At 66.0% G+C, this 20,330-nt stretch carries 21 protein-coding genes; 9 read left to right on the forward strand and 12 right to left on the reverse strand.

Annotated elements, in window-relative coordinates; all coding sequences use genetic code 11:
• The first annotated feature begins 49 nt into the window (after positions 1–49).
• Positions 50–1,267 (forward strand): MFS transporter, encoded by a 1,218-nt coding sequence (locus ACZ2IA_RS03635; RefSeq protein ID WP_470291211.1) that lies wholly within the window; start codon positions 50–52, stop codon positions 1,265–1,267.
• A 201-nt stretch (positions 1,268–1,468) separates the two neighbouring features.
• Here ACZ2IA_RS03635 and pabC read toward each other — a convergent pair whose 3' ends face one another.
• From pabC to ACZ2IA_RS03685, 10 genes are all read right to left on the reverse strand, one after another.
• Complete coding sequence (pabC, locus tag ACZ2IA_RS03640) at positions 1,469–2,281, reverse strand: aminodeoxychorismate lyase (protein ID WP_470291212.1); 813 nt, start codon at positions 2,279–2,281, stop codon at positions 1,469–1,471.
• Between the two features lie 16 nt (positions 2,282–2,297).
• Entirely contained in the window at positions 2,298–3,590 is a 1,293-nt protein-coding gene (locus ACZ2IA_RS03645; protein WP_470291213.1) for an aminodeoxychorismate synthase component I, read from the reverse strand.
• A 108-nt stretch (positions 3,591–3,698) separates the two neighbouring features.
• Positions 3,699–4,940 carry a beta-ketoacyl-ACP synthase II gene (gene fabF / locus ACZ2IA_RS03650; RefSeq protein ID WP_470291214.1) on the reverse strand — a complete coding sequence of 414 codons (1,242 nt, stop codon included), beginning with the start codon at positions 4,938–4,940 and terminating at the stop codon, positions 3,699–3,701.
• Positions 4,941–5,112: 172 nt separating this feature from the next.
• Positions 5,113–5,352 (reverse strand): acyl carrier protein, encoded by a 240-nt coding sequence (acpP, locus tag ACZ2IA_RS03655; RefSeq protein ID WP_289830165.1) that lies wholly within the window; start codon positions 5,350–5,352, stop codon positions 5,113–5,115.
• Between the two features lie 124 nt (positions 5,353–5,476).
• Entirely contained in the window at positions 5,477–6,214 is a 738-nt protein-coding gene (gene fabG, locus ACZ2IA_RS03660; RefSeq protein WP_470291215.1) for a 3-oxoacyl-ACP reductase FabG, read from the reverse strand.
• Between the two features lie 63 nt (positions 6,215–6,277).
• Positions 6,278–7,207 (reverse strand): ACP S-malonyltransferase, encoded by a 930-nt coding sequence (gene fabD / locus ACZ2IA_RS03665; protein ID WP_470291216.1) that lies wholly within the window; start codon positions 7,205–7,207, stop codon positions 6,278–6,280.
• Positions 7,208–7,307: 100 nt separating this feature from the next.
• Positions 7,308–8,267: a beta-ketoacyl-ACP synthase III gene (locus ACZ2IA_RS03670; protein ID WP_470291217.1), complete on the reverse strand. Its 960-nt coding sequence runs from the start codon at positions 8,265–8,267 to the stop codon at positions 7,308–7,310.
• Positions 8,268–8,274: 7 nt separating this feature from the next.
• Entirely contained in the window at positions 8,275–9,312 is a 1,038-nt protein-coding gene (gene plsX, locus ACZ2IA_RS03675; RefSeq protein ID WP_470291218.1) for a phosphate acyltransferase PlsX, read from the reverse strand.
• Positions 9,313–9,386: 74 nt separating this feature from the next.
• The gene (gene rpmF, locus ACZ2IA_RS03680) at positions 9,387–9,566 is read right to left on the reverse strand and encodes a 50S ribosomal protein L32 (RefSeq protein WP_470291219.1); all 180 of its coding nucleotides are present in this window, start codon (positions 9,564–9,566) and stop codon (positions 9,387–9,389) included.
• 31 nt (positions 9,567–9,597) lie between these two features.
• A complete protein-coding gene (locus ACZ2IA_RS03685) occupies positions 9,598–10,149 on the reverse strand; it encodes a YceD family protein (RefSeq protein WP_470291220.1) in 552 nt (183 codons plus the stop codon).
• 12 nt (positions 10,150–10,161) lie between these two features.
• Between ACZ2IA_RS03685 and ACZ2IA_RS03690 the strand changes: the two genes are divergently transcribed.
• The 3 genes from ACZ2IA_RS03690 to pncB all read left to right on the forward strand — a co-directional run bounded on the left by ACZ2IA_RS03690 (position 10,162) and on the right by pncB (position 12,777).
• Positions 10,162–10,740 (forward strand): Maf family protein, encoded by a 579-nt coding sequence (locus ACZ2IA_RS03690; protein ID WP_470291221.1) that lies wholly within the window; start codon positions 10,162–10,164, stop codon positions 10,738–10,740.
• Positions 10,740–11,444: an SAM-dependent methyltransferase gene (locus tag ACZ2IA_RS03695; protein WP_470291222.1), complete on the forward strand. Its 705-nt coding sequence runs from the start codon at positions 10,740–10,742 to the stop codon at positions 11,442–11,444. The genes ACZ2IA_RS03690 and ACZ2IA_RS03695 overlap by 1 nt, the downstream gene beginning before the upstream one ends.
• A 121-nt stretch (positions 11,445–11,565) precedes the next feature.
• Positions 11,566–12,777: a nicotinate phosphoribosyltransferase gene (gene pncB / locus ACZ2IA_RS03700; protein ID WP_470291223.1), complete on the forward strand. Its 1,212-nt coding sequence runs from the start codon at positions 11,566–11,568 to the stop codon at positions 12,775–12,777.
• A 107-nt stretch (positions 12,778–12,884) separates the two neighbouring features.
• Here the strand turns inward: pncB and ACZ2IA_RS03705 are convergent, their stop codons facing one another.
• Together ACZ2IA_RS03705 and ACZ2IA_RS03710 are read right to left on the reverse strand one after the other, a co-directional pair.
• Positions 12,885–13,757 (reverse strand): Rossmann-like and DUF2520 domain-containing protein, encoded by an 873-nt coding sequence (locus ACZ2IA_RS03705; RefSeq protein WP_470291224.1) that lies wholly within the window; start codon positions 13,755–13,757, stop codon positions 12,885–12,887.
• Positions 13,758–13,953: 196 nt separating this feature from the next.
• On the reverse strand, positions 13,954–14,568 hold the full coding sequence (locus ACZ2IA_RS03710; RefSeq protein ID WP_470291225.1) for a TetR/AcrR family transcriptional regulator: 615 nt from the start codon (positions 14,566–14,568) through the stop codon (positions 13,954–13,956).
• Positions 14,569–14,878: 310 nt separating this feature from the next.
• Here ACZ2IA_RS03710 and ACZ2IA_RS03715 point away from each other — a divergent pair, with 310 nt between their 5' ends.
• From ACZ2IA_RS03715 to ACZ2IA_RS03735, 5 genes are all read left to right on the forward strand, one after another.
• Positions 14,879–16,027, forward strand: a complete 1,149-nt coding sequence (locus tag ACZ2IA_RS03715) for an ABC transporter substrate-binding protein (RefSeq protein ID WP_470291226.1) — start codon at positions 14,879–14,881, stop codon at positions 16,025–16,027.
• 79 nt (positions 16,028–16,106) lie between these two features.
• On the forward strand, positions 16,107–17,117 hold the full coding sequence (locus tag ACZ2IA_RS03720; RefSeq protein WP_470291227.1) for an ABC transporter ATP-binding protein: 1,011 nt from the start codon (positions 16,107–16,109) through the stop codon (positions 17,115–17,117).
• Positions 17,118–17,126: 9 nt separating this feature from the next.
• On the forward strand, positions 17,127–18,065 hold the full coding sequence (locus tag ACZ2IA_RS03725; RefSeq protein WP_470291228.1) for an ABC transporter permease: 939 nt from the start codon (positions 17,127–17,129) through the stop codon (positions 18,063–18,065).
• Complete coding sequence (locus ACZ2IA_RS03730) at positions 18,055–18,873, forward strand: ABC transporter permease (protein WP_470291229.1); 819 nt, start codon at positions 18,055–18,057, stop codon at positions 18,871–18,873. Before ACZ2IA_RS03725 ends, ACZ2IA_RS03730 begins: the two co-directional genes overlap by 11 nt.
• Positions 18,874–18,899: 26 nt before the next feature.
• The gene (locus ACZ2IA_RS03735; protein ID WP_470291230.1) at positions 18,900–20,330 is read left to right on the forward strand and encodes a gamma-aminobutyraldehyde dehydrogenase; all 1,431 of its coding nucleotides are present in this window, start codon (positions 18,900–18,902) and stop codon (positions 20,328–20,330) included.

Below are 20,330 nucleotides of genomic sequence, written 5' to 3' on the forward strand. Positions count from 1 at the left end.
CCCTATTTTTACCGATACTGGGCTGGACGCAACCCCCAGGCAGCCCATCATGGCCAGACTCACCACCCCGGTCCGCTTTTTACTACTCTGTTCGCTGGTGCTCACCATCGGCCGTGCCATGACCATGCCCTTCCTCACCATCTACCTGACCCGCCAGTTCGGGCTCGATCAGCAACAGGTGGGGCTGGTGATGGGCTTGAGCCTGCTGGTCGGCACGCTGGCCGGGCTCTACTGCGGCTACCTGACCGACCGCTTCGACAAGCGGGTGCTGGTCTATGGCGCCATCGCCATCGTGGCGGCCAATTTCTTCCTCACCCCGCTGCTGGGCAGCACGCTGCTGATCCTGCTGGTGCTGGCGGCGGCCAATTCGGCCTTCTCCTTGATCGATATCGCGCTCAAGTCATTCTTCGCCGAGCTGCTGCCGCCGCAAGCGCGCGGACGGGCCTTTTCGCTGCGCTACATGCTGGCCAACGTCGGCTGGTCGGTCGGGCCGATGCTCGGCACGCTGCTGGCCAGCCGGGACCCGCGCGGGCCGTTCTGGCTGTCGGGTCTGATCGCGCTGGCGACGCTGGCGCTATTCGCCGGCGGCCATGGTTTGCTCCGGCCGCAGTCCGCCCCCACCAGCCCGGCCAGCCAGGTGCCGGACTTCGCCGCCGCGACGCGCGTGCTGAAAGACGACAGCCGGCTGGTGCTATTCACACTCGGCGGCGTGTTCAGCGCCATCGTCTATTCCAAATTCTCGGTCTATCTGTCGCAGTACGCAGTTACGGCCAGTTCGGCCCAGCATGCCTACCAGCTGATCTCCGCCATGCTGGTGACCAACGGGATCGGCGTGGTGTTGATGCAGTACCCGGTAGGGCGGTCGATCCGGCAGGACAACCTGATGCGCTGGGTGGTAATCGGCTCGCTGATGCTGACGCTCGCCATGCTCGGCTTCATGCAGTCGACCGCCTTGCCGGTCTGGGTGGCGGCCATGGTGGTGTTCACGCTTGGCGAAGTGTCGCTGGTGCCGGCCGAGTACCTGTTCATCGATACCATCGCGCCCGAGCATCTGCGCGGCAGCTACTATGGCGCGCAGAACCTGGCCAACCTCGGCAGCGCGCTGAGCCCGATCCTGTGTGGGCTGGTACTGGCGCATGCGCCGGCTCAGGCGATGTTCTGGATGCAGATCGGGCTGACCGTAGCCGGAGCAGGAATGTATTGGCTCGGATATCGGAAGATGCGGCAGGGATTGCGGCTGGGCGGGTTGGGTCAGGAAAGCTTTTAACAGCGGGATGGCCCCCTACAGCCGACACAACAAAATCGGATCGGGGGCCTGCCAGTTGCAGGGAGGGTCTTGAGACCCGCACCCAGTAGCTATTGCGATGATGCGCGGGTCTAAAGACCCGCCCTACTGGTGGTTTGGCAGACTGACTCCGAAGAGAAGCGTCTGCCATATATTTTTCCCGACCAAGCAGAGCTTTCGTGGCTAATCGTTTTGCAAAGCCTGCGCCAATCGCTGCGCCACGCTGAAATCGTGCCAAGTGTGCCCAACCAGGCCGACCAGCTTTGCCACCGGCCATACGCCGATCAGACTGTTGGTGAGCAGTACCGCCTCGGCCGCCACCAGGTCGCCCAATTCCAGCTCCGCCTCCTCCACCTCGAGACCCAAGTTCGGCGCGCGTTCGAACACCCAGGCGCGCAATGCACCGCTGACGCCGGCCTGGTCCAGCCTTGGCGTGACCAGCCGTCTTTGCTGCAGCAGGAACACGTTGGACATGGTCGCCTCGATCAGATTGCCGTTGCTGTCGAGCAGCAGGCCCTCGTGGATGTCCGGGTCGTCCCATTCGCTGCGCGCCAGCACGTTCTCCAAGCGATTAAGGTGCTTGATGCCGGCCAACAGCGGCTGGCGCGCCAAGCGCAGCTTGCAAAGGCGCAGGTTGATACCCTGTTCGAGCCGCTCGACCGGGTAGCCGATCCACGGCGCGGCACTGACGATGCGGGTCGGCAAGCCCTCCTTCGGCATCGCGTAGCCGCGCTGACCAACGCCGCGCGTCAGCGTGATCTTGCCGACTGCGCGGGGCATGCCGCGTGCTACCTGCTCCAGCTCGGCCAGCAGCAATGCTTCATCCGGCAAGGGCAGAAACAGGCGCTCGGCATCGGCCACCAGGCGCAGCCACTGCCAGCGCCACAGTCGCGGCTTGCCGTCGATCAGCTCGACCGTGCGGTACAGGCCATCGCCGTAGGCAAGGCCGCGGTCGAGTGCCGAGATGCTATCGGCCGGCATTCCATTGATCAGCATGCGTAGTCCTTGGCGGCTATTCGTGCACGCCGAGCGCGCGCAGCAGGCCGCGCGCCTTGTGGCGGGTCTCCATGAGCTCGCGCTCGGGGTCGGAGTCGGCGACGATGCCGCCGCCGGCACGGAAGCGCAGCTGGCTGCCCTCCTGCATGAAGGTGCGGATCAGGATATTGCTGTCCAGCGTGCCGTCGCGGTTGATGTAGCCGAGCGTGCCGGTGTAGGCGCGTCGCGCGCTGTTCTCCAGCTCGCGGATGATCTGCATGGTGCGTACCTTCGGGCAGCCGGTGATGGTGCCGCCGGGGAACAGCGCGCGGAACACCTGCGCGGTGTCGACGCCGTCGCGCAAGCGGCCGCGCACGTTCGACTCGATGTGGTGCACGTAGGCGTAGCTCGCCACCGCCATCAGCTCGTTGACCTCGACGCTGCCCGGCTGCGAGATCCGTCCGAGATCGTTGCGTTCCAGGTCGATCAGCATCACGTGTTCGGCGCGCTCCTTGCTGCTGTCGATCAGCCGCTGCTTCAACGCGGCGTCCTCAATCGGGTCGGTCGAGCGCGGATGGGTGCCGGCGATCGGCCGGGTGTCGGCCCAGCCGTCGCGTACCCGCACCAGCCGCTCCGGCGACGAGCTGACGATCTGAGCGTCGCCGAGATCCGCCAGCGCCGAGAACGGCGCCGGGTTGGCGCGGCGCAGCGCGGCGAACAGGTCGGCGGCGGCGATGCCGTCGGCCAAGGTGGCGCGCCAGCCGCGCGAGATGTTCACCTGGAACACGTCGCCCTCGTAGATGTAGCGCTTGAGTTTCACCACCGCGTCGGTGTACCACTCGGGCGGGTCTTCCTCTAGCGCGGCAAGCTTCACCGGCTGCGGCACGAACTCGGGCGTGTTCTCGACACAGCGCGTCAGTTCGGCCAACTCGGCGGCGGTTTCGGCCACCAGCCAGGCCTGCTGCCGCGCGCGGTCGACCAGCACCGCCGCCGGCACCCTAGCGAGCGCGGCGAGCGGGAAGCTGTCGGGAATGGCCGCCGACACGGTCGGCTCGAACGCCGACAAGAGATCGTAACCGAGGTAGACAAACCAGCCGCCGACGAACGGCAGGCCGTGCGGGTTGGCGACGTCCTCACGCGGCAAGGCGGCGAGGTCGGCGAGGAACGCGGCCTCGTCGCCGGCCTGATAGACACGGCGCTCGCGCGGCAACGCCAACAGCAGGTCCCAGCCGGTGTCGCCGGACGATTGCAGCAGGTAGGGGAAACGGGAGCGGTCGGCGGCGTACAGCGCCAACAGGTCCGGAATCGATGCGAGTGGCTGACAGTGCATGGTGGCGTCAGATGAACGGTGCCGGGTTGGCCGAAACCGTTGTAACAAAAAAGAAAACCGCTGCGAGTGTAGCGCAGCGGTTTTGCCTGTCAACGCAGCGGTGACGGATCAGACGCGCTTGAACACCAGCGTGCCGTTGGTACCACCGAAACCGAAGGAGTTGGAGATCGCCACGCGGATCGGCATCTCGCGCGCGGTGTTCGCCACGTAGTCGAGGTCGCAACCGCCTTCGATGTCCTGCTCGTTCAGGTTGATGGTCGGCGGCGACACCTGATTATGCAGCGCCAGAACCGAGTACACCGCCTCGACGCCACCGGCGCCGCCCAAGAGGTGGCCGGTCATCGACTTGGTCGAGTTCACCACCAGCTTCTTGGCGTGGTCGCCGAACGCCAGCTTCAGCGCGTTGGTTTCGTTGGCGTCGCCCAGCGGCGTCGAGGTGCCGTGCGCGTTCACGTAGTCGACTTCGTCGGCGTTCACGCCGGCGTCACGCAGCGCATTGGCCACGCCGCGCGCCGGGCCTTCGGCGCTCGGTGCGGTGATGTGGTAGGCGTCCGAGCTCATGCCGAAACCGACCAGCTCGGCGTAGATCATCGCGCCGCGCTTCTTGGCGTGCTCGTACTCTTCGAGCACCAGCACGCCGGCGCCCTCGCCCATCACGAAGCCGTCGCGGCCCTTGTCCCACGGCCGCGAGGCGGTCGTCGGATCGTCGTTGCGGGTCGACAGCGCCTTCATCGCGGCAAAGCCGCCGATGCCCAGACGCGAGATCGCGCCTTCGGCACCACCGGCCACCATGATATCGGTGTCGCCGTACATGATGTTGCGTGCCGCATCGCCGATGCAGTGGGCACCGGTGGTGCACGCCGACACGATGCCGTACGACGGGCCCTGGTAGCCCTTGATGATCGTCACGTGGCCGGCGATCAGGTTGATCAGCGAGCCCGGGATGAAGAACGGGCCGATCTTGCGCGGACCGCCGTTGATCAGGTCGACGCCGGTGTCCTCGATCAGCGGCAGGCCGCCGATGCCGGAACCGATATTGACACCGACGCGGGTCTTGTCGAGGCCCGGGATGTCGTCGAGGCCGGCGTCGGCGATGGCCTGCAGCGCCGCGGCGATACCGTAGTGAATAAACACGTCCATACGGCGTGCTTCTTTCGGCGCCAGGTAGTCGCCGACATTGAAATCTTTCACCTCACCGGCGATCTGACACGCCAGGTCGCTAGCGTCGAAACGGGTGATGGTGGCGATGCCGGACTTGCCGGCCAACAGATTGGCCCAGCCGCTGGCAACGTCGTTGCCGACCGGGGACACATGGCCGAGGCCGGTTACTACTACTCGTCGTTTGGACAAGGGACTTTCTCCGTGAAGGCGGGAGACGCCTCCCGATGGCTCGAAACGGTAACACCCAATGGTGACAGCCTGATGAGCATTCAAACGCCCGTTTCTAAGCTACTAACAAAAAGGACCCCTGCGTAAAGCGCCAGGCGCTTCCGTGCAGAGGTCCCTTCAGACGGCAAAAAGCTTACTTGTTCAGGTGAGCGGACACGTAGTCGATCGCTTGCTGAACCGAAGTGATTTTTTCCGCATCTTCGTCCGGGATCTCGCACTCGAACTCTTCTTCCAGTGCCATAACCAGCTCAACGGTATCGAGCGAGTCCGCGCCCAGATCGTCGACAAACGAAGATTCGTTCTTCACTTCAGCTTCGTTCACACCCAGTTGTTCGGCGACGATTTTCTTGACGCGCTGTTCGATGTTTTCCATGAGTAACCCAGTACCTTTCTATGTTCGGGATATTCAAACCCGGCAATTGTACTAAAAAAAATTAGAGTAGCCTACCTAATCTCAGCACTGCGGCGCACCTGTCGGTCGGCGCCGCCGGCCGGCATTACGGCATCAGCATGCCGCCGTTGACGTGCAAGGTCTGGCCGGTGACATAGTTGGCGCGCTCGGAGGCCAGAAACACCACCGCGTCGGCGATGTCGCGGGCCTCACCGAGGCGGCCCAGCGCGATCTGTTGCACCAGCGCCTCACGCTGCGCTTCCGGCAGCGCGCGGGTCATGTCGGTATCGATGAAACCCGGCGCGACGCAGTTGACGGTGATGTTGCGGCTGCCCACCTCGCGCGCCATCGACTTGGTAAAGCCGATGATGCCGGCCTTGGCGGCCGCGTAGTTGGTCTGACCGGCGTTGCCCATCACGCCGACCACCGAGGCGATGTTGATGATGCGGCCGAAGCGCGCCTTCATCATGCTGCGCAGCACCGCCTTGGAGGTCTTGAACACCGATTTCAGGTTAGTGTCCATGATCGCATCCCAGTCTTCGTCCTTCATCCGCATCAGCAGCGTGTCGCGGGTGATGCCGGCGTTGTTCACCAGCACGGCGACCGGACCGAATTCCTTCTCGACGCCGTCGATCAGCGCATCGATCGCGCCCTCTTCGGTGACGTTCAGCACCCGGCCGGCGCCGCCGTTGGCGGCGAGACGGTCGTTGATCGCGGCCGCGCCGGACTCGGACGTGGCGGTGCCGATCACGATCGCCCCTTCGGCGGCCAGTTGTTCGGCGATCGCGGCACCGATGCCGCGCGACGCACCGGTCACCAGCGCCACTTTACCTTGCAAAGACATGCTTGCTCCTTGAAAACTGAGCCGGCCTGGCCGAAATGGCCCGGCCAGACCGGCGAATCGGGGTCAGGACAGTTCGGCACGCGCCGCGGCCAGCGCGGCGGTGTCGGTCAGGGCGAACGCCTTGACGTTGCCGTCGATGCGGCGGGCTAAGCCGGCCAGCACCTTGCCCGGGCCGCACTCGGCGGCGAGCAGGATGCCGTCGCCGGCGAGCTTCTGCACCGTCTCGGTCCAGCGTACCGGGCTGTACAGCTGACGGGTCAGCGCGTCGCGGATCTTGTCCGCGTCGCTGTAGCTCGCGACGTCGGCATTGTGCAGCACAGGAATGACCGGGGTGTTGATCACGGTTGCGACCAGCGCTTCGGCCAGCTTGTCGGCGGCCGGCTTCATCAGCGCGCAGTGCGACGGCACCGACACCGGCAGCGGCAGCACGCGCTTGGCCCCACGCGCCTTGCAGATTTCCATCGCCCGTTCGACCGCGCCACGGGCGCCGGCGATCACCACCTGGCCCGGCGAGTTGAAGTTGACCGGCTCGACCACCTCACCCTGCGCCGCTTCAACGCAGGCGGCACGGATGTCGTCGTCGGACAGGTTGAGGATGGCGGCCATCGCGCCGGTGCCGGCCGGCACCGCGTCCTGCATCGCCTGGGCGCGCAGGCGCACCAGACGCACCGCGTCGGCAAAGCCGAGCGCACCGGCGGCGACCAGCGCCGAGTATTCGCCGAGGCTGTGACCGGCCAGCGCGGCAGGCTTGGCACCGCCTTCGGCCAACCAGGCGCGCCAGGTGGCGACGCCGGCGGCGAGCATCAGCGGCTGGGTGTTGACGGTGGCGTTGATCGCGTCGGCCGAGTCGGCCTTGAGCATCGCCCACAGGTCGTCGCCGAGCGCGTCGGACGCTTCGGCGAAGGTGTCGCGAACCACGGCCAGGCCGTCAAAGCCGTCCATCATATTGAGGCTCTGCGAACCCTGGCCCGGAAAGAAAAAGGCAAACGCCATCAGGTGTCTCCTTGTTGGCAATCGGCAGCACAATACCACGACACGCCGCCCGTCAGGCAAAAGCCGACGGACGACGTGTCAGGTGTAGGAAATAGAAAGATCAGAAGCGCAGCAGCACCGCACCCCAGGTCATGCCGCCGCCGATGCCTTCGAGCAGCACGGTCTGGCCGCGCTGGATGCGACCGTCGCGCACGGCGACGTCGAACGCGAGTGGGATCGACGCGGCCGAGGTATTGCCCTGTTCGGGCAAGGTCACGACCACCCGCTCCATCGGCAGGCCGAGGTGCTTGGCGGTCGACTCGATGATGCGCACATTGGCCTGGTGCGGTACCAGCCAGTCGAGTTCGCTCTTGTCGATGCCCGCCTCGGCCAGCGTCTTGGTCGCGATGTCGGACAGCGCCTTGACGGCGAACTTGAACACTGCCGGGCCGTCCATGTGCAGATACGGAATGCCCTGGATCTTGCCGCCGGCGATCTGCGCCGGGGCGTTCAGGATGTGCTGGTGACGACCGTCGGCGGCCAGCTTCGAGCGCAGGATGCCCGGCTCGTCGGACGGGCCAAGTACCACGGCACCGGCGCCGTCGCCAAACAGCACGCAGGTACGGCGGTCTTCCCAGTCGAGAATGCGCGTCATCACCTCGGCGCCGATCACCAGCACCTTGTTGGCCACACCGCTCAGGATGTGGCCGTTGGCGGTGGCCAGCGCGTAGACGAAGCCGGCGCACACCGCCTGCACGTCGAATGCCGCGCAGCTGGGGATGCCGAGCTTTTCCTGCACGATGCAGGCGGTGCTCGGAAACACCATGTCCGGGGTGGTGGTGGCGACGATGACCATGTCGATCTCGTCCGGCGTCACACCGGCGTCCTGCATGGCAGCCTGCGCCGCACGCACCGCCAGGTCGCTGGTCAGCTCCGACTCGGCGGCGATGTGTCGCGCGTGGATGCCGGTACGGCTGACGATCCACTCGTCGCTGGTATCGACGCGTTCAGCAAGCTGCGCGTTCGTCAGCACGGTCTCGGGCAGGTAGCTGCCGGTGCCGAGAATGCGAGAGTAGGCCATAGGTGTCTTACTCGGTTGGACTGGACTCGGGCCGCTTGAGGTTTTCGAGTTGGTGAGCGACCCGGTCAGCAATATGACCAATCACGTTGGAGCGGGCTTCCTCGTAAGCCTGCGCCAGCGCGAAACGGAATCCTGTTACGTCGGCCCCGCCATGGCTCTTCACCACGATGCCGCGCAAGCCCAATAGGCTCGCGCCGTTGTAGCGGCGGGTATCCACACGTGCGCGGAAGCGATTGAGCACCGGCATCGCTGCCAGCGCACACAACCGGGTCCACCAGCTGCGGGTGAATTCTTCGCGCAGGAACGTGGCGATCATCTTGGCCAGCCCCTCGGAGGCCTTCAGCGCCACGTTGCCGGTGAAACCATCGGTCACGATAACATCGACGGCACCCTGATAGATATCGTTACCTTCGACATTGCCGTGGAAGTTGAGTTCGGATTCTTTGAAGAGTTCGGAGGCCTGCTTGGCCGTCTCGTTGCCCTTGATGTCTTCCGAGCCGATATTGAGCAAACCGACCGTCGGGTCGGCCTTGCCGAGCACACGGGACACCAGCTCGGCGCCCATGATGCCGAACTGCAATAGCTGCTCGGGGCTGCTGTCGACGTTGGCGCCCAGGTCGAGCACGCAGCTCAAGCCCTTCATGTTCGGCATCAGCTTGGCGATCGCCGGGCGATCGATGCCCGGAATCGTCTTCAGCACGAAGCGGGCGGTCGCCATCAGCGCGCCGGTATTACCGGCCGATACCGCCGCTTGCGCCTGGCCCTCTTTGACGAGGTTGATCGCCACGCGCATCGACGAGTCTTTTTTGTTCTTCAGCGCCGACTGCGGCGCCTCGTCCATGCCCACCACCTCGGACGCCGCCTGCACACGGATGCGCTGTTGCGGCGCGCGCAGACGCACGAGTTCCTCCCGGATTGCGGCTTCGTCGCCGACCAGGATCAGATGGACGTGGGGATTTTCTTGGAGAAATCGGATGGATGCCGGGACGGTGACCTTGAGGCCAACGTCACCGCCCATGGCATCAACCGCTACGGTGATAGTCATCAACACCTGCGGCAGTGAACCTACCTGTTGTTCTGGTAAGGTTTGTTGTTACGGAAACAGCGACTAAGAAGCGATTACTCGCCCTTGGCTTTTACCACTTTGCGGCCACGGTACACGCCGTTCGGGCTGATGTGGTGACGCAGGTGGGCTTCACCGGTGGTCGGCTCTTTGGCCAGGGCCGGAGCGGTGAGAAAATCGTGGGCACGGTGCATGCCGCGCTTGGACGGGGACTTTTTGTTCTGTTGAACAGCCATGGTCGACTCCTGAAAAATTCAGTAAAACGGGTTACTCGGACGCGGATTTCTTGAGCTTGGCCAGCACGGCAAACGGGTTAGGTTTGTCTGCCTTGGCGCGCTCCAGAGCTTCCGTGCCGCATACCTCGTGTTTCGGGGCAAACGGCAAGCCCATAATGATTTCGTCTTCGATCAGCGCGATCACGTCCATTTCCGGCTCGGCCAGGATGGCGTCCAGCGTCTCGTCTTCGGTCGCGGCTGTCTCGAGTTTTTCCTGATCGAAAAACAGCACGATGTCGGCACGCGTTTGCAGCGTTTCCGTCATCGCTTCGAGACAGCGCTGACACGGGACATTCAGGGTCGCGTTGACCGTGAGCGTCAGGTGCGGGCGCCGGAGCCTGTCCACGCTGCCAACCAGCACGAATTCGCACTCGCCGCTCGTGTCGGCAAGGCTCTCGTGCACGCGCGGGTCGAGCTCGGCAACGGCAATTCTGCCGGTGCGAGTACGACCTTCGCGGGCGAACGCGACGGGATCAATCAAAATCGGGTTAGACATAAACGACGGATGATATAATCCGCCGCTTGTTTTTGTCAAAAGAATCAAGCCCTCATCACCATGCAGATCGTGCTCGCCTCCACTTCGATCTACCGGCGCGAAATCCTGTCGCGTCTGGCCCTGCCGTTCGACGCGGTTTCGCCGGTATGCGACGAAACCGCGCTGGCCGGCGAAACCGCCCTCGACACCGCCGTGCGCCTCGCCCGCGCCAAGGCGCAATCGCTGGCCGAACGCTTCCCGAACGCACTGCTGATCGGTTCCGACCAGGTCGCGCTGCTCGACGAGCAGCAGATCGGCAAGCCCGGCTCGGTGGAAAACGGCATCGCCATGCTCAAGTGGATGCGCGGCCGCACCGTCACCTTTCATACCGCACTGGCCTTGTATAACAGCGCGACCGGCCATTTGCAGGAAGGCGTCGACCTCACCCGCGTCACGCTGCGCCACCTCAGCGACGCACAGATCGCCCGCTATTTCGAGCTGGAGCCGGACGCGATCCACTGCGCCGGCGCGGCCAAGAGTGAGGGCCTCGGCGGCGCGCTGATCGAAAAGATCGAGTCGACCGACCCGAACGCGCTGATCGGCCTGCCGCTGTTCGCGCTGGTGACGATGCTGAACAACGAAGGCGTGGGGGTTCTGTAATGGCCGGCATTCTCTATCTGATTCCGACCCCGCTCGGCGACGAGAGCACGCCGTGGCTGCCCGAGGGCGAGCGTGCGCAGGTGTTGCATATCACCCACTTCGTCGTCGAGGCAGAGAAGACCGCGCGCCGCCACCTGAAGGCGCTCGGGGTGACCACGCCGATCCGCGAGCTGACGATGGCGACGCTGAACGAGCACACCCCGGCCGCCGACGTGGCGGCGCTGCTCAAACCGTTGGCCGAAGGCTTTGATGTCGGCCTGGTATCGGAAGCCGGCTGCCCGGCGGTGGCCGACCCCGGGGCGCAGCTGGTGGCGCTGGCGCACGAGCACGGCTACCGGGTGCAGCCCCTGATCGGTCCGTCGTCGATCCTCTTGGCGTTGATGGCGTCCGGCGCCAACGGCCAGAGCTTCGCGTTCAAGGGCTATCTGCCGGTCGACACGGCCGAGCGCGCCAAGGCCTTGCGTGCCCTGGAGGCGCGCTCGCGCCAGGAAAACGAGACCCAGTTGTTCATTGAGACGCCGTACCGCAACAACGCGCTCTTGGCGCAATGTCGCGAGGTGCTGGCGCCAAGCACCCGGCTGGCGGTCGCCTGCGACCTGAACCTGCCGAGCCAGACCATCGTCAGCCGCCGCGTCGCCGACTGGCCGACCCCGGCGCCGGACCTGCACAAGCGCCCGGCGATCTTCGTGCTCTTCGCCGGCTGAGCGTCGATCAGCCTTTTCCCGGGCGCGCGCCGTCGATAGCGCCCGGCGCGCGCCCCTCCCTTATAGCTGTCGAGCCGCTTTTGCTCGCGGCCGCTACCCCACCTCGGCATATAATCAGGCGATGAAGACCCATAGTCGCCATATCATCACCTCGCTGCTCGACACCGACCTGTACAAGTTCACCATGCTGCAGGTGGTGCTGCACCAGTTCCCGCAAGCCTGGGGCGAGTACGAGTTCAAGTGCCGCAACACGACGCTCTACCCACTCGGCGAACTGAAGGAAGAGCTGGAAGAACAGCTCGACCTGCTCTGCCAGCTCAACTTCAGCCAGGAAGAGCTCGCCTACCTGCGCACGCTGCGCTACATCAAGTCCGACTTCGTCGACTACCTGGAGCTGTTTCACCTGCAGCGCCGCTTCATCACGGTGACGATCGCCGCCGACGGCGGGCTGGACATCCGGGTGCAGGGGCCACTGGTACAGGCGATGTTCTTCGAGATCTTCGTGTTGGCGACCGTCAACGAGCTGTACTTCCAGCGGCTGTCGACACCGGAGGTGCTGCAGGAAGGCCAGAGCCGCCTCACCGACAAGATCGCCCGGCTGCTCAAGTTCGAGGCGGAACAGGTCCACCGGCACAACGGGCCGCTGTTGCTCGCCGATTTCGGCACCCGACGCCGCTTCAGCCGCCACTGGCACCACCAGCTGGTCGCCCAGCTGCACGCGGCCGTGCCGGCCATCTTCCGCGGCACCAGCAACGTCTACCTCGCCTGGAAACTCGGCGTCACGCCGATCGGCACGATGGCGCACGAGTTCATGCAGGCCTATCAAGGGCTCGGCGTGCGGCTGCGCGACTTCCAGAAGGCCGCGCTGGAGGCGTGGGTGCAGGAGTACCGCGGCGACCTGGGCATCGCGCTGACCGATGTGGTCGGCATGGACGCGTTCCTGCGCGACTTCGACCTGTACTTCGCCAAGCTGTTCGACGGCCTGCGCCACGACAGCGGCGACCCGTTCGACTGGGGCGAGAAGGCAATCCGTCACTACAAGACGCTGCGCATCGACCCGATCACCAAGATGCTGACCTTCAGCGACGGCCTCGACATCGACAAGGCGATCGAGCTGTACCGCCACTTCGACGGACGGATCCAGACCAGCTTCGGCATCGGCACCAACCTGAGCAACGACATGGGGCTGGAGCCGCTGCAGATCGTGATGAAGCTGGTCAGCTGCAACGGCCAGCCGGTCGCCAAGCTGTCCGACAGCCCGGGCAAGTCGATGTGCCGCGACGAGACCTTCCTCGCCTATCTGCGCCAGGTGTTCAACGTGCCGGAGCTGTAAACAGCCATCCCGGAAACGACAACCCCACGCCGCGACGTGGGGTTTGTGTTTCCGCCCTAGGGCGAGCAAAGCTTGGCCGACGCCTCACAGTGCTTCGGCCAAGCTCGCTAGCCGACGACACCGTTTTGCAACACGCCCAACAGCGTCGCCCGTTGGGTAGCGTCGAGCCGCGAACCGGCCAGCTCGACGGTACGCTCGCCGAGCCGCCGGTAGACCGCTTGCGCATCGTCGGCCAGCACCGCCAGGTGCCGTGCCACCGTGCCGGCGTCGCCGCGCACGATCGGCCCGGTCAACGCCGCGGCCGGCCCGAGTACCAGTGCGTTGTCGAGCGTCTGGCGCATCAAGGGGCCGATCAGCCCGGCGACCTCCTCGTCCGGCACCCCGGCCTGGCGTGCCAGCTGGCCGGCCAGCTCGGTCAGCGTCACCAGGTAGTTCGACGCCACCGACAGGGCCGCATGGTAGGCCGCCTTGCCGCCGACGGCCAGCCGAAACGGCCGGCCGCCGATCGCGTCGGCCAGGTGGGCGAGCCGCGCGCAGGCCGCCTCGCCGCCGTCGAGCGCACACGGCGTGCCGGCAAAACCGGCCACCGCCCGCGCCGGCTCGGCGAACGAGAACGCGGGGTGCAGGCCGCCGGTGGCGACACCGCCTTCGGCCAGCGCCGCCAGCAGGTCCAGTTCGCCGGCGCCGCTGGCGTGAAACACCAGCGAGTCCGCGCCGAACCGGCCGTCGCGCGCCAGCGCGTGCGCCACCTCGGCGATCGCGCCGTCCGGCACCGACAGCAGCGTGTAATCCGCCACCGGCAGCGCGGCGATGGCGGTGACCACCTCGCCCTGGCCGATGAACGCCACCGCCCGCGCCGCCGACGCCGGATGCGCCGACAGCACGCCGGCGATCCGGTAACGGCCCGAGTCGGCCAGCAGCCGGCCTAGGCTCTGCCCCAAGCGGCCGGCGCCGACGATATTGATGGTTTCGCTGATCATTCCTTCTCTCCCGACCAAAACAGGGCGGCATCTCGCCCGCATGGCGGCGACTCTACAACGCCGCCGCACCGACCACAACGTGAAGGTGGTGGGCGTCGACATGACTCCCAATGCCTAGGAATCCGTCAGCGCGACGACAAAGGGCTACCCGAAGGTAGCCCTTTGTCTAGCGAACCGCCAACGTTGGCCGAATCCCTCAGCCCTGCTGGTTGCGCGCCAGCTGTTCGTGAATCTGCCGGCTGATCCAGGCGAGCCGGCTCGGGTCGGCCGGCGCACGGCGCTCGCCGCCGGCGCTGAAATGGAAGAACGCCATGCCGTGGAACAGCGAGATCAGCGAATACACCAGCCCACGGCCCTGCTCGTCGTCGAGCGCGCCCGGCATCAGCGTGTCCATCAGCTCGAGGAAGCGGTCGCGATAATCCATGCCGATGCCGGACAGCCGCTCGCGCAATTCGTCCGAGTAGCGGATCGCCAGGAAGATCTCGAACAGCACCGCCTCCTTGTCCGAGTAGCACAGCAGTTCGGCCAGGATCGCCACCGCCTCGTCGGGGTTGCGCGCCTTGGTGAGCTCCGCCCGCGCGGTCGCGAACAACTCGTCGACCAACTTCACCGCCAGCGCGGCGACCAGGTCGTTCTTGGTCTTGAAGTGACGGAACAGCGCCCCCTGCGACACCCCGGCGCGGTCGCAGATCATCTGGACGCCCGCCTGGCTGAAGCCGACCTCGACGAAACAGGCTTCGGCGGCGTCGATCAGCTTGGCGATAGTGCCTTCGCGGCGGCTTTGCTGGGTACGGCGAGGCAGGTCTGGCATGACGGCAGGAAGGCGTAAAGAGTTAGAAAGCACTTACATTACATTATGCCACCGGCCTTGCCCACCCCTGCAACGACGACCATATTGCGCCGGCCAAGCTCTTTCGCAAACGGCGGGTGTGCCCGTTCAGCCTACCCCGCTCTTCAGCACCCTAAAGTCAGAAAAACGCCAAGCCGGCCCGAAGCCACGCCGTTACCCGATTTGAATTAGCGGCCGATATCGCCAATAACTTGAACGAATACCCCCCCCAACGATAAGAAGGCCGCCGTTCGGCCGACCTTCGCCGCCCGATCGAGAGAGGAGCCAGACCGTGAGAGCCACCACACCGCTGCTGTCCATTTCACTCGCCGTTTGCTGTAGCACCGCGCTCGCCGCGCCACCGACCAAGCTCGGCGCCCCCGAAGGGCGGCTCGACATCATTGCTTGGCCGGGCTACATTGAGCGCGGTGACAGCGACAAGAAGTACGACTGGGTCACCGACTTCGAAAAGCAGACCGGCTGTAAGGTCAACGTGAAGACCGCCGCTACCTCGGACGAGATGGTCGCGCTGATGAACCAGGGTGGCTACGACCTGGTGACCGCCTCCGGTGACGCCAGCCTGCGCCTCGTCTATGGCAAGAAGGTGCAGCCGATCAACACCACGCTGATCCCCAGCTTCAAGAACATCGACCCGCGGCTGCAGAAGGCACCGTGGTACTACGTCAACGGCCAGACCTTCGGCGTGCCCTACCAGTGGGGACCGAACGTGCTGATGTACAACACCCAGGTGTTCAAGAGCCCGCCGAGCAGCTGGTCGGTGGTGTTCGAGCCGCAGAACCTGCCCGACGGCAAGCCGAACAAGGGCCGCATCCAGGCCTATGACGGGCCGATCTACATCGCCGACGCCGCTCTGTATCTGATGAGCAAGAACCCGGCGCTCGGCATCAAGGACCCGTACGAACTGAACGACAAGCAGTACGCCGCCGCGCTGGTGCTGTTGCGCCAGCAGTACCAGCTGAAGCACCGCTACTGGCACGACGTGACGGTGCAGATGAACGACTTCAAGAACGAGGGCGTGGCCGCGTCGAGCTCCTGGCCCTATCAGGTGAACGCGCTCAAGGGCGAGAAGCAGCCGATCGCGTCGGTTATCCCGAAGGAAGGGTCCACCGGCTGGGCCGACACCACGATGATGCACGCCGACGCCAAGCACCCGAGCTGCGCCTACAAGTGGCTGGAGCACTCGCTCAACCCGAAACTGCAGTCGGCGCTGTCCGAATGGTTCGGCGCCAACCCGGTGGTGCCCGCCGCCTGTAAGAGCGCCGCACCCGGCGGCAGCAACTTCTGCCAGAGCAACGGCTTCGAGCGCTTCACCCAGGTGCGCTTCTGGAAGACCCCGCAGGCCAAGTGCGCGAGCCAGGGCAGCTGCGTGCCGTACAGCGTCTGGACCCGCGACTACATCGCGATCATGGGCGGCAAGTAAGCCGGTTCGGCCAACATAACGACTAGACCCCGGCGTTCCAGAGCCGGGGCGATGCCGCACGATCAGTCCAGGGGGACGCATGGACACGGCAGTGCAATTCGAGCAGGTCAGCCGGGTGTATGGCAACGTGCGCGCGGTCGATGCGGTATCGCTGGCCATCCGCGAGGGGGAGTTCTTTTCGATGCTCGGGCCGTCCGGCTCGGGCAAGACCACTTGTCTCAGGTTGATCGCCGGCTTCGATCTGCCGAGCAGCGGCCGCATCCTGATCCACGACCAGGACGCCACCGGCACCCCGCCCTACGAGCGCGACGTCAACACGGTATTCCAGGACTACGCGCTGTTCCCATTTCTGAATGTGCTCGACAACGTCGGCTACGGCCTGCGGGTGAAGGGCGTTGGCCGCGGCGAGCGCGAGCGGCGCGCCCGCGAGGCGCTCGAGCTGGTCGCACTCGGCGACTTCGGCGCGCGCAAGCCCGGCCAGCTGTCCGGTGGGCAACGCCAACGGGTGGCGCTGGCGCGCGCCATCGTCAACCGGCCGCGAGTGCTGCTGCTCGATGAACCGCTCGGCGCGCTCGACCTGAAGCTGCGCGAACAGATGCAGGGCGAGCTGAAGGCACTGCAGAAGCAGTTGGGCATCACCTTCGTGTTCGTCACCCACGACCAGAGCGAGGCGCTGTCGATGTCCGACCGGGTGGCGGTGTTCGCCAGCGGCCGGATCGAACAGCTCGACACGCCGGAGCGGCTGTACGCCGAGCCGGCCACCCGCTTCGTCGCCGACTTCGTCGGCACCAGCAACCTGATCGACGCCGAGTTGGCCGAACGGCTGACCGGGCGCGCCCAGGCGTTTTCGGTGCGGCCGGAACGCATCGGCCTCGCCAGCGACGCCGCACCGGACGACATCCGCGTAGCCGGGCGGCTGCGCGACCGGCAGTTCCTCGGCGCGCAGCACAAGCTCGAGGTCGATCTGGACGCCGGCCAGCGGCTGACCGCCACGCTGCCGAGCTACCCACCGCGCGTCGACCGCCTGCAGCCCGGCGACAGCGTCACGCTTAGCTGGCCGGCCAGCGCGATGCACTGGTTCGAGCGCTAGGAGCCCATAATGACCGCGTCGCTGCAGCCCACCACCCGCCAGCCGGTGCGCACGCTGCTCGGCGCGCTCTACCGTCGCCCGACGCTATGGCTGGCGCTGCTGCTCGGCCCGCCGCTGGCGTGGTTCCTGGTCGTCTACCTCGGCGCGCTGCTGGCGCTGTTGCTGCAGAGCGTCTACACCTTCGACGACTTCACGATGGCGGTCACCCCGGAGTGGACGCTGGCCAACTACCGCGCGCTGTTCGATTCGGCCAACCTCGACATCGTGCTGCGCACCCTCTCGATGGCCGTCGCGGTGACGCTGGCCTGCGCGATCACGGCGTTTCCGATCGCCTACTATATGGCGCGCTACGCGCGCGGCTGGGAGAAGGGCTTCTTCTACGTGGCGGTGATGCTGCCGATGTGGGCGAGCTACATCGTCAAGGTGTACGCCTGGACGGTGGTGCTGGCCAAGGGCGGCATCGCCTGGTGGTTCATCCAGCGGCTCGGCCTCGTGCCGCTGTACGACGCGCTACTGACCTTGCCCGGCGTCGGTGGCACCACGCTCGCCACCTCCCACTTCGGCCGCTTCCTGGTGTTCAGCTATATCTGGCTGCCGTTCATGATCCTGCCGATCCAGGCGGCGCTGGAGCGGGTGCCGGACAACCTGCTCGCCGCGTCGGCCGACCTCGGTGCCCGGCCGGCGCAGACCTTCCGGCTCGTGGTGCTGCCGATGGCGATACCGGGCGTGGTCGCAGGCTCAATCTTCACCTTCTCGCTGACGCTCGGCGACTACATCATCCCGCAGCTGGTCGGGCCGAGCGGCCTCTACATCGGCACGATGGTCTACACGATGCAGGGCTCGGTCGGCAACATCCCGCTCGCCGCGGCGTTCACCGTGGTGCCGATCGTGCTGGTCGGGCTGTATCTGGCCTGGGCGAAACGGATGGGGGCTTTCGATGCGCTCTGACGACGCCGCGCCGCGCGCGCCCTGGCTGCTGCGGCTCGCCGCCTACGGCGGCCTGCTGTTCCTGCACTTCCCGATCGCGGTGATCATCGCCTACGCATTCAACACCGAGGAGAGCGCGTTCTCCTTCCCGCTGCAGGGCTTCACGCTGCACTGGTTCGCCGACGCCTGGGCGCGCGACGACATCTTCGCCGCCGCCTGGCTGTCGGCCAAGGTCGCGCTGATCGCCACTGCGCTCGCGCTACTGCTCGGCAGCATGGCGGCAGGCGCCCTGTACCGGCGCCACTTCTTCGGCAAGGAGGGCATCACGCTGCTGTTGATCCTGCCGATCGCGCTGCCCGGCATCATCACCGGCATCTCGCTGCTCGCCGCGTTCCGCAGCGCCGACCTGACGCCGGGCGTATTCACCATCGTGATCGGCCACGCCACCTTCTGCGTGGTGATCGTCTACAACAACGTGATCGCGCGGCTGCGCCGGATGCCGCCGTCGCAGCTCGAGGCGTCGATGGACCTCGGTGCCGACAGCCTGCAGACCTTCCGCCACGTGGTGCTACCGAATATCGCCACCGCCCTGCTCGCCGGCGGCATGCTGGCGTTTGCGCTATCGTTCGACGAGATCATCGTCACCACCTTCACCGCCGGCCACGAGAAGACCCTGCCGATCTGGCTGCTCAACCAGTTGGGCCGGCCGCGCGACGTGCCGATCACCAATGTGGTCGCGATCATGGTGATGCTGTTCACCAGCCTGCCCATCCTCGCCGCGTACTTCCTTACCCGAGACACCACCGACACCGCCGGCGCGGGCAAGTAGCCGGCCCCGAACCGAAAGGAACTGCCATGCCATTTGCCAATGCAATGCTGATCAACGGCCAGCTGGTCGAGGGCCACGGCGCAGCGACGCCGGTGCTAAATCCGGCCAGCGGCGAGGAGATCCTCACCATCGCCGAAGCGGACGAGCAGCAGGTCGCGTCCGCAGTGGCCGCCGCCGAGGCGGCATTTCCCACCTGGCGGCTAAGCGCGCCGAAGGATCGCGCCGCGCTGCTGTTGCAGCTGGCCGACCGGATCGAGGCGAACGCCGAACTGCTCGCCGGCCTTGAGTCGCTCAACTGCGGCAAGCCGTACGCGGCGGCGCTCGGCGACGAGATCCCGGCGATCGCCGACGTGTTCCGCTTCTTCGCCGGCGCGGCGCGCTGCCCAACCGGCTCGGCCGCCGGCGAATACCTGCCCGGCCACACCAGCCTGATCCGCCGCGACCCGATCGGCGTGGTCGCATCAATCGCGCCATGGAACTACCCGCTGATGATGGCGGCGTGGAAGCTCGGCCCGGCGCTGGCGGCCGGCAACACCGTGGTGCTGAAGCCGTCCGAGCTGACGCCGCTGACCACGCTGCAGCTGGCCGAATGGTTGGCCGAAAGCGTGCCACCCGGCGTGGTCAACATCGTGCACGGCCGCGGGCAGAGCGTCGGCAGCCCGCTGATCAACGATGCGCGGGTACGGATGATCTCGATCACCGGCAGCCCAGCCACCGGCCGCAAGGTGATCGAGGCGGCGGTCGCGACGATGAAGCGCACCCACCTGGAACTCGGCGGCAAGGCGCCGGTGATCGTGTTCGACGACGCCGACCTGCCCGCCGCGATCGACGCGATCCGCGCGTTCGGCTTCTACAACGCCGGCCAGGACTGCACCGCCGCCTGCCGGATCTACGTGCAGCAGGGCGTGTACGAGTGCTTCGTCGCCGACCTGTCCGCCGCGGTGTCGTCGATCAGGGTCGGCGCGCAGCGCGACGACGGCGTGGAGATGGGGCCGCTGATCAGCGCCGAGCATCTGGCGCGGGTCGAAGGCTACGTCGAGCGCGCCCGCTCCCTCGCGCACATCCAGTGCGTCAGCGGCGGCAGCCGCCTCACCAGCCCCGGCTTCTTCTTCGCGCCGACGCTGCTGGCCGGCGCACGGCAGCAGGACGAAGTCGTGCAACGCGAGGTGTTCGGCCCGGTGGTCAGCGTCACGCCATTTCGCGACGCCGACGAGGCGATCCGGCTCGCCAACGACAGCGACTACGGCCTCGCGTCCAGCGTCTGGACCAGCCATCTCGGCCAAGCGATGCAGGTGTCGGCGCAGCTGCAGTACGGCTGCTGCTGGATCAACACCCACTTCATGCTGGTCTCGGAAATGCCGCATGGCGGACTGAAGCAGTCGGGCTACGGTAAGGACATGTCGGTGTACGCGATGGAGGACTACAGCGTGGCGCGCCATGTGATGATCAAACACTGA

The sequence above is a fragment of the Crenobacter sp. CS_VA4 genome, assembly GCF_055597485.1.

What these genes read in the sequence shown, in the direction of transcription:
- plsX (WP_470291218.1), bottom strand. Translation starts at nt 9,312, where the DNA reads ATGACTATCACCGTAGCGGTTGATGCCATGGGCGGTGACGTTGGCCTC.
- ACZ2IA_RS03695 (WP_470291222.1), top strand. Translation starts at nt 10,740, where the DNA reads ATGGCCGGCATTCTCTATCTGATTCCGACCCCGCTCGGCGACGAGAGC.
- ACZ2IA_RS03735 (WP_470291230.1), top strand. Translation starts at nt 18,900, where the DNA reads ATGCCATTTGCCAATGCAATGCTGATCAACGGCCAGCTGGTCGAGGGC.
- ACZ2IA_RS03725 (WP_470291228.1), top strand. Translation starts at nt 17,127, where the DNA reads ATGACCGCGTCGCTGCAGCCCACCACCCGCCAGCCGGTGCGCACGCTG.
- ACZ2IA_RS03720 (WP_470291227.1), top strand. Translation starts at nt 16,107, where the DNA reads ATGGACACGGCAGTGCAATTCGAGCAGGTCAGCCGGGTGTATGGCAAC.
- ACZ2IA_RS03710 (WP_470291225.1), bottom strand. Translation starts at nt 14,568, where the DNA reads ATGCCAGACCTGCCTCGCCGTACCCAGCAAAGCCGCCGCGAAGGCACT.
- pabC (WP_470291212.1), bottom strand. Translation starts at nt 2,281, where the DNA reads ATGCTGATCAATGGAATGCCGGCCGATAGCATCTCGGCACTCGACCGC.
- ACZ2IA_RS03645 (WP_470291213.1), bottom strand. Translation starts at nt 3,590, where the DNA reads ATGCACTGTCAGCCACTCGCATCGATTCCGGACCTGTTGGCGCTGTAC.
- acpP (WP_289830165.1), bottom strand. Translation starts at nt 5,352, where the DNA reads ATGGAAAACATCGAACAGCGCGTCAAGAAAATCGTCGCCGAACAACTG.
- fabG (WP_470291215.1), bottom strand. Translation starts at nt 6,214, where the DNA reads ATGTCTTTGCAAGGTAAAGTGGCGCTGGTGACCGGTGCGTCGCGCGGC.
- ACZ2IA_RS03670 (WP_470291217.1), bottom strand. Translation starts at nt 8,267, where the DNA reads ATGGCCTACTCTCGCATTCTCGGCACCGGCAGCTACCTGCCCGAGACC.
- ACZ2IA_RS03635 (WP_470291211.1), top strand. Translation starts at nt 50, where the DNA reads ATGGCCAGACTCACCACCCCGGTCCGCTTTTTACTACTCTGTTCGCTG.
- ACZ2IA_RS03730 (WP_470291229.1), top strand. Translation starts at nt 18,055, where the DNA reads ATGCGCTCTGACGACGCCGCGCCGCGCGCGCCCTGGCTGCTGCGGCTC.
- ACZ2IA_RS03690 (WP_470291221.1), top strand. Translation starts at nt 10,162, where the DNA reads ATGCAGATCGTGCTCGCCTCCACTTCGATCTACCGGCGCGAAATCCTG.
- rpmF (WP_470291219.1), bottom strand. Translation starts at nt 9,566, where the DNA reads ATGGCTGTTCAACAGAACAAAAAGTCCCCGTCCAAGCGCGGCATGCAC.
- ACZ2IA_RS03705 (WP_470291224.1), bottom strand. Translation starts at nt 13,757, where the DNA reads ATGATCAGCGAAACCATCAATATCGTCGGCGCCGGCCGCTTGGGGCAG.
- fabD (WP_470291216.1), bottom strand. Translation starts at nt 7,207, where the DNA reads ATGGCGTTTGCCTTTTTCTTTCCGGGCCAGGGTTCGCAGAGCCTCAAT.
- pncB (WP_470291223.1), top strand. Translation starts at nt 11,566, where the DNA reads ATGAAGACCCATAGTCGCCATATCATCACCTCGCTGCTCGACACCGAC.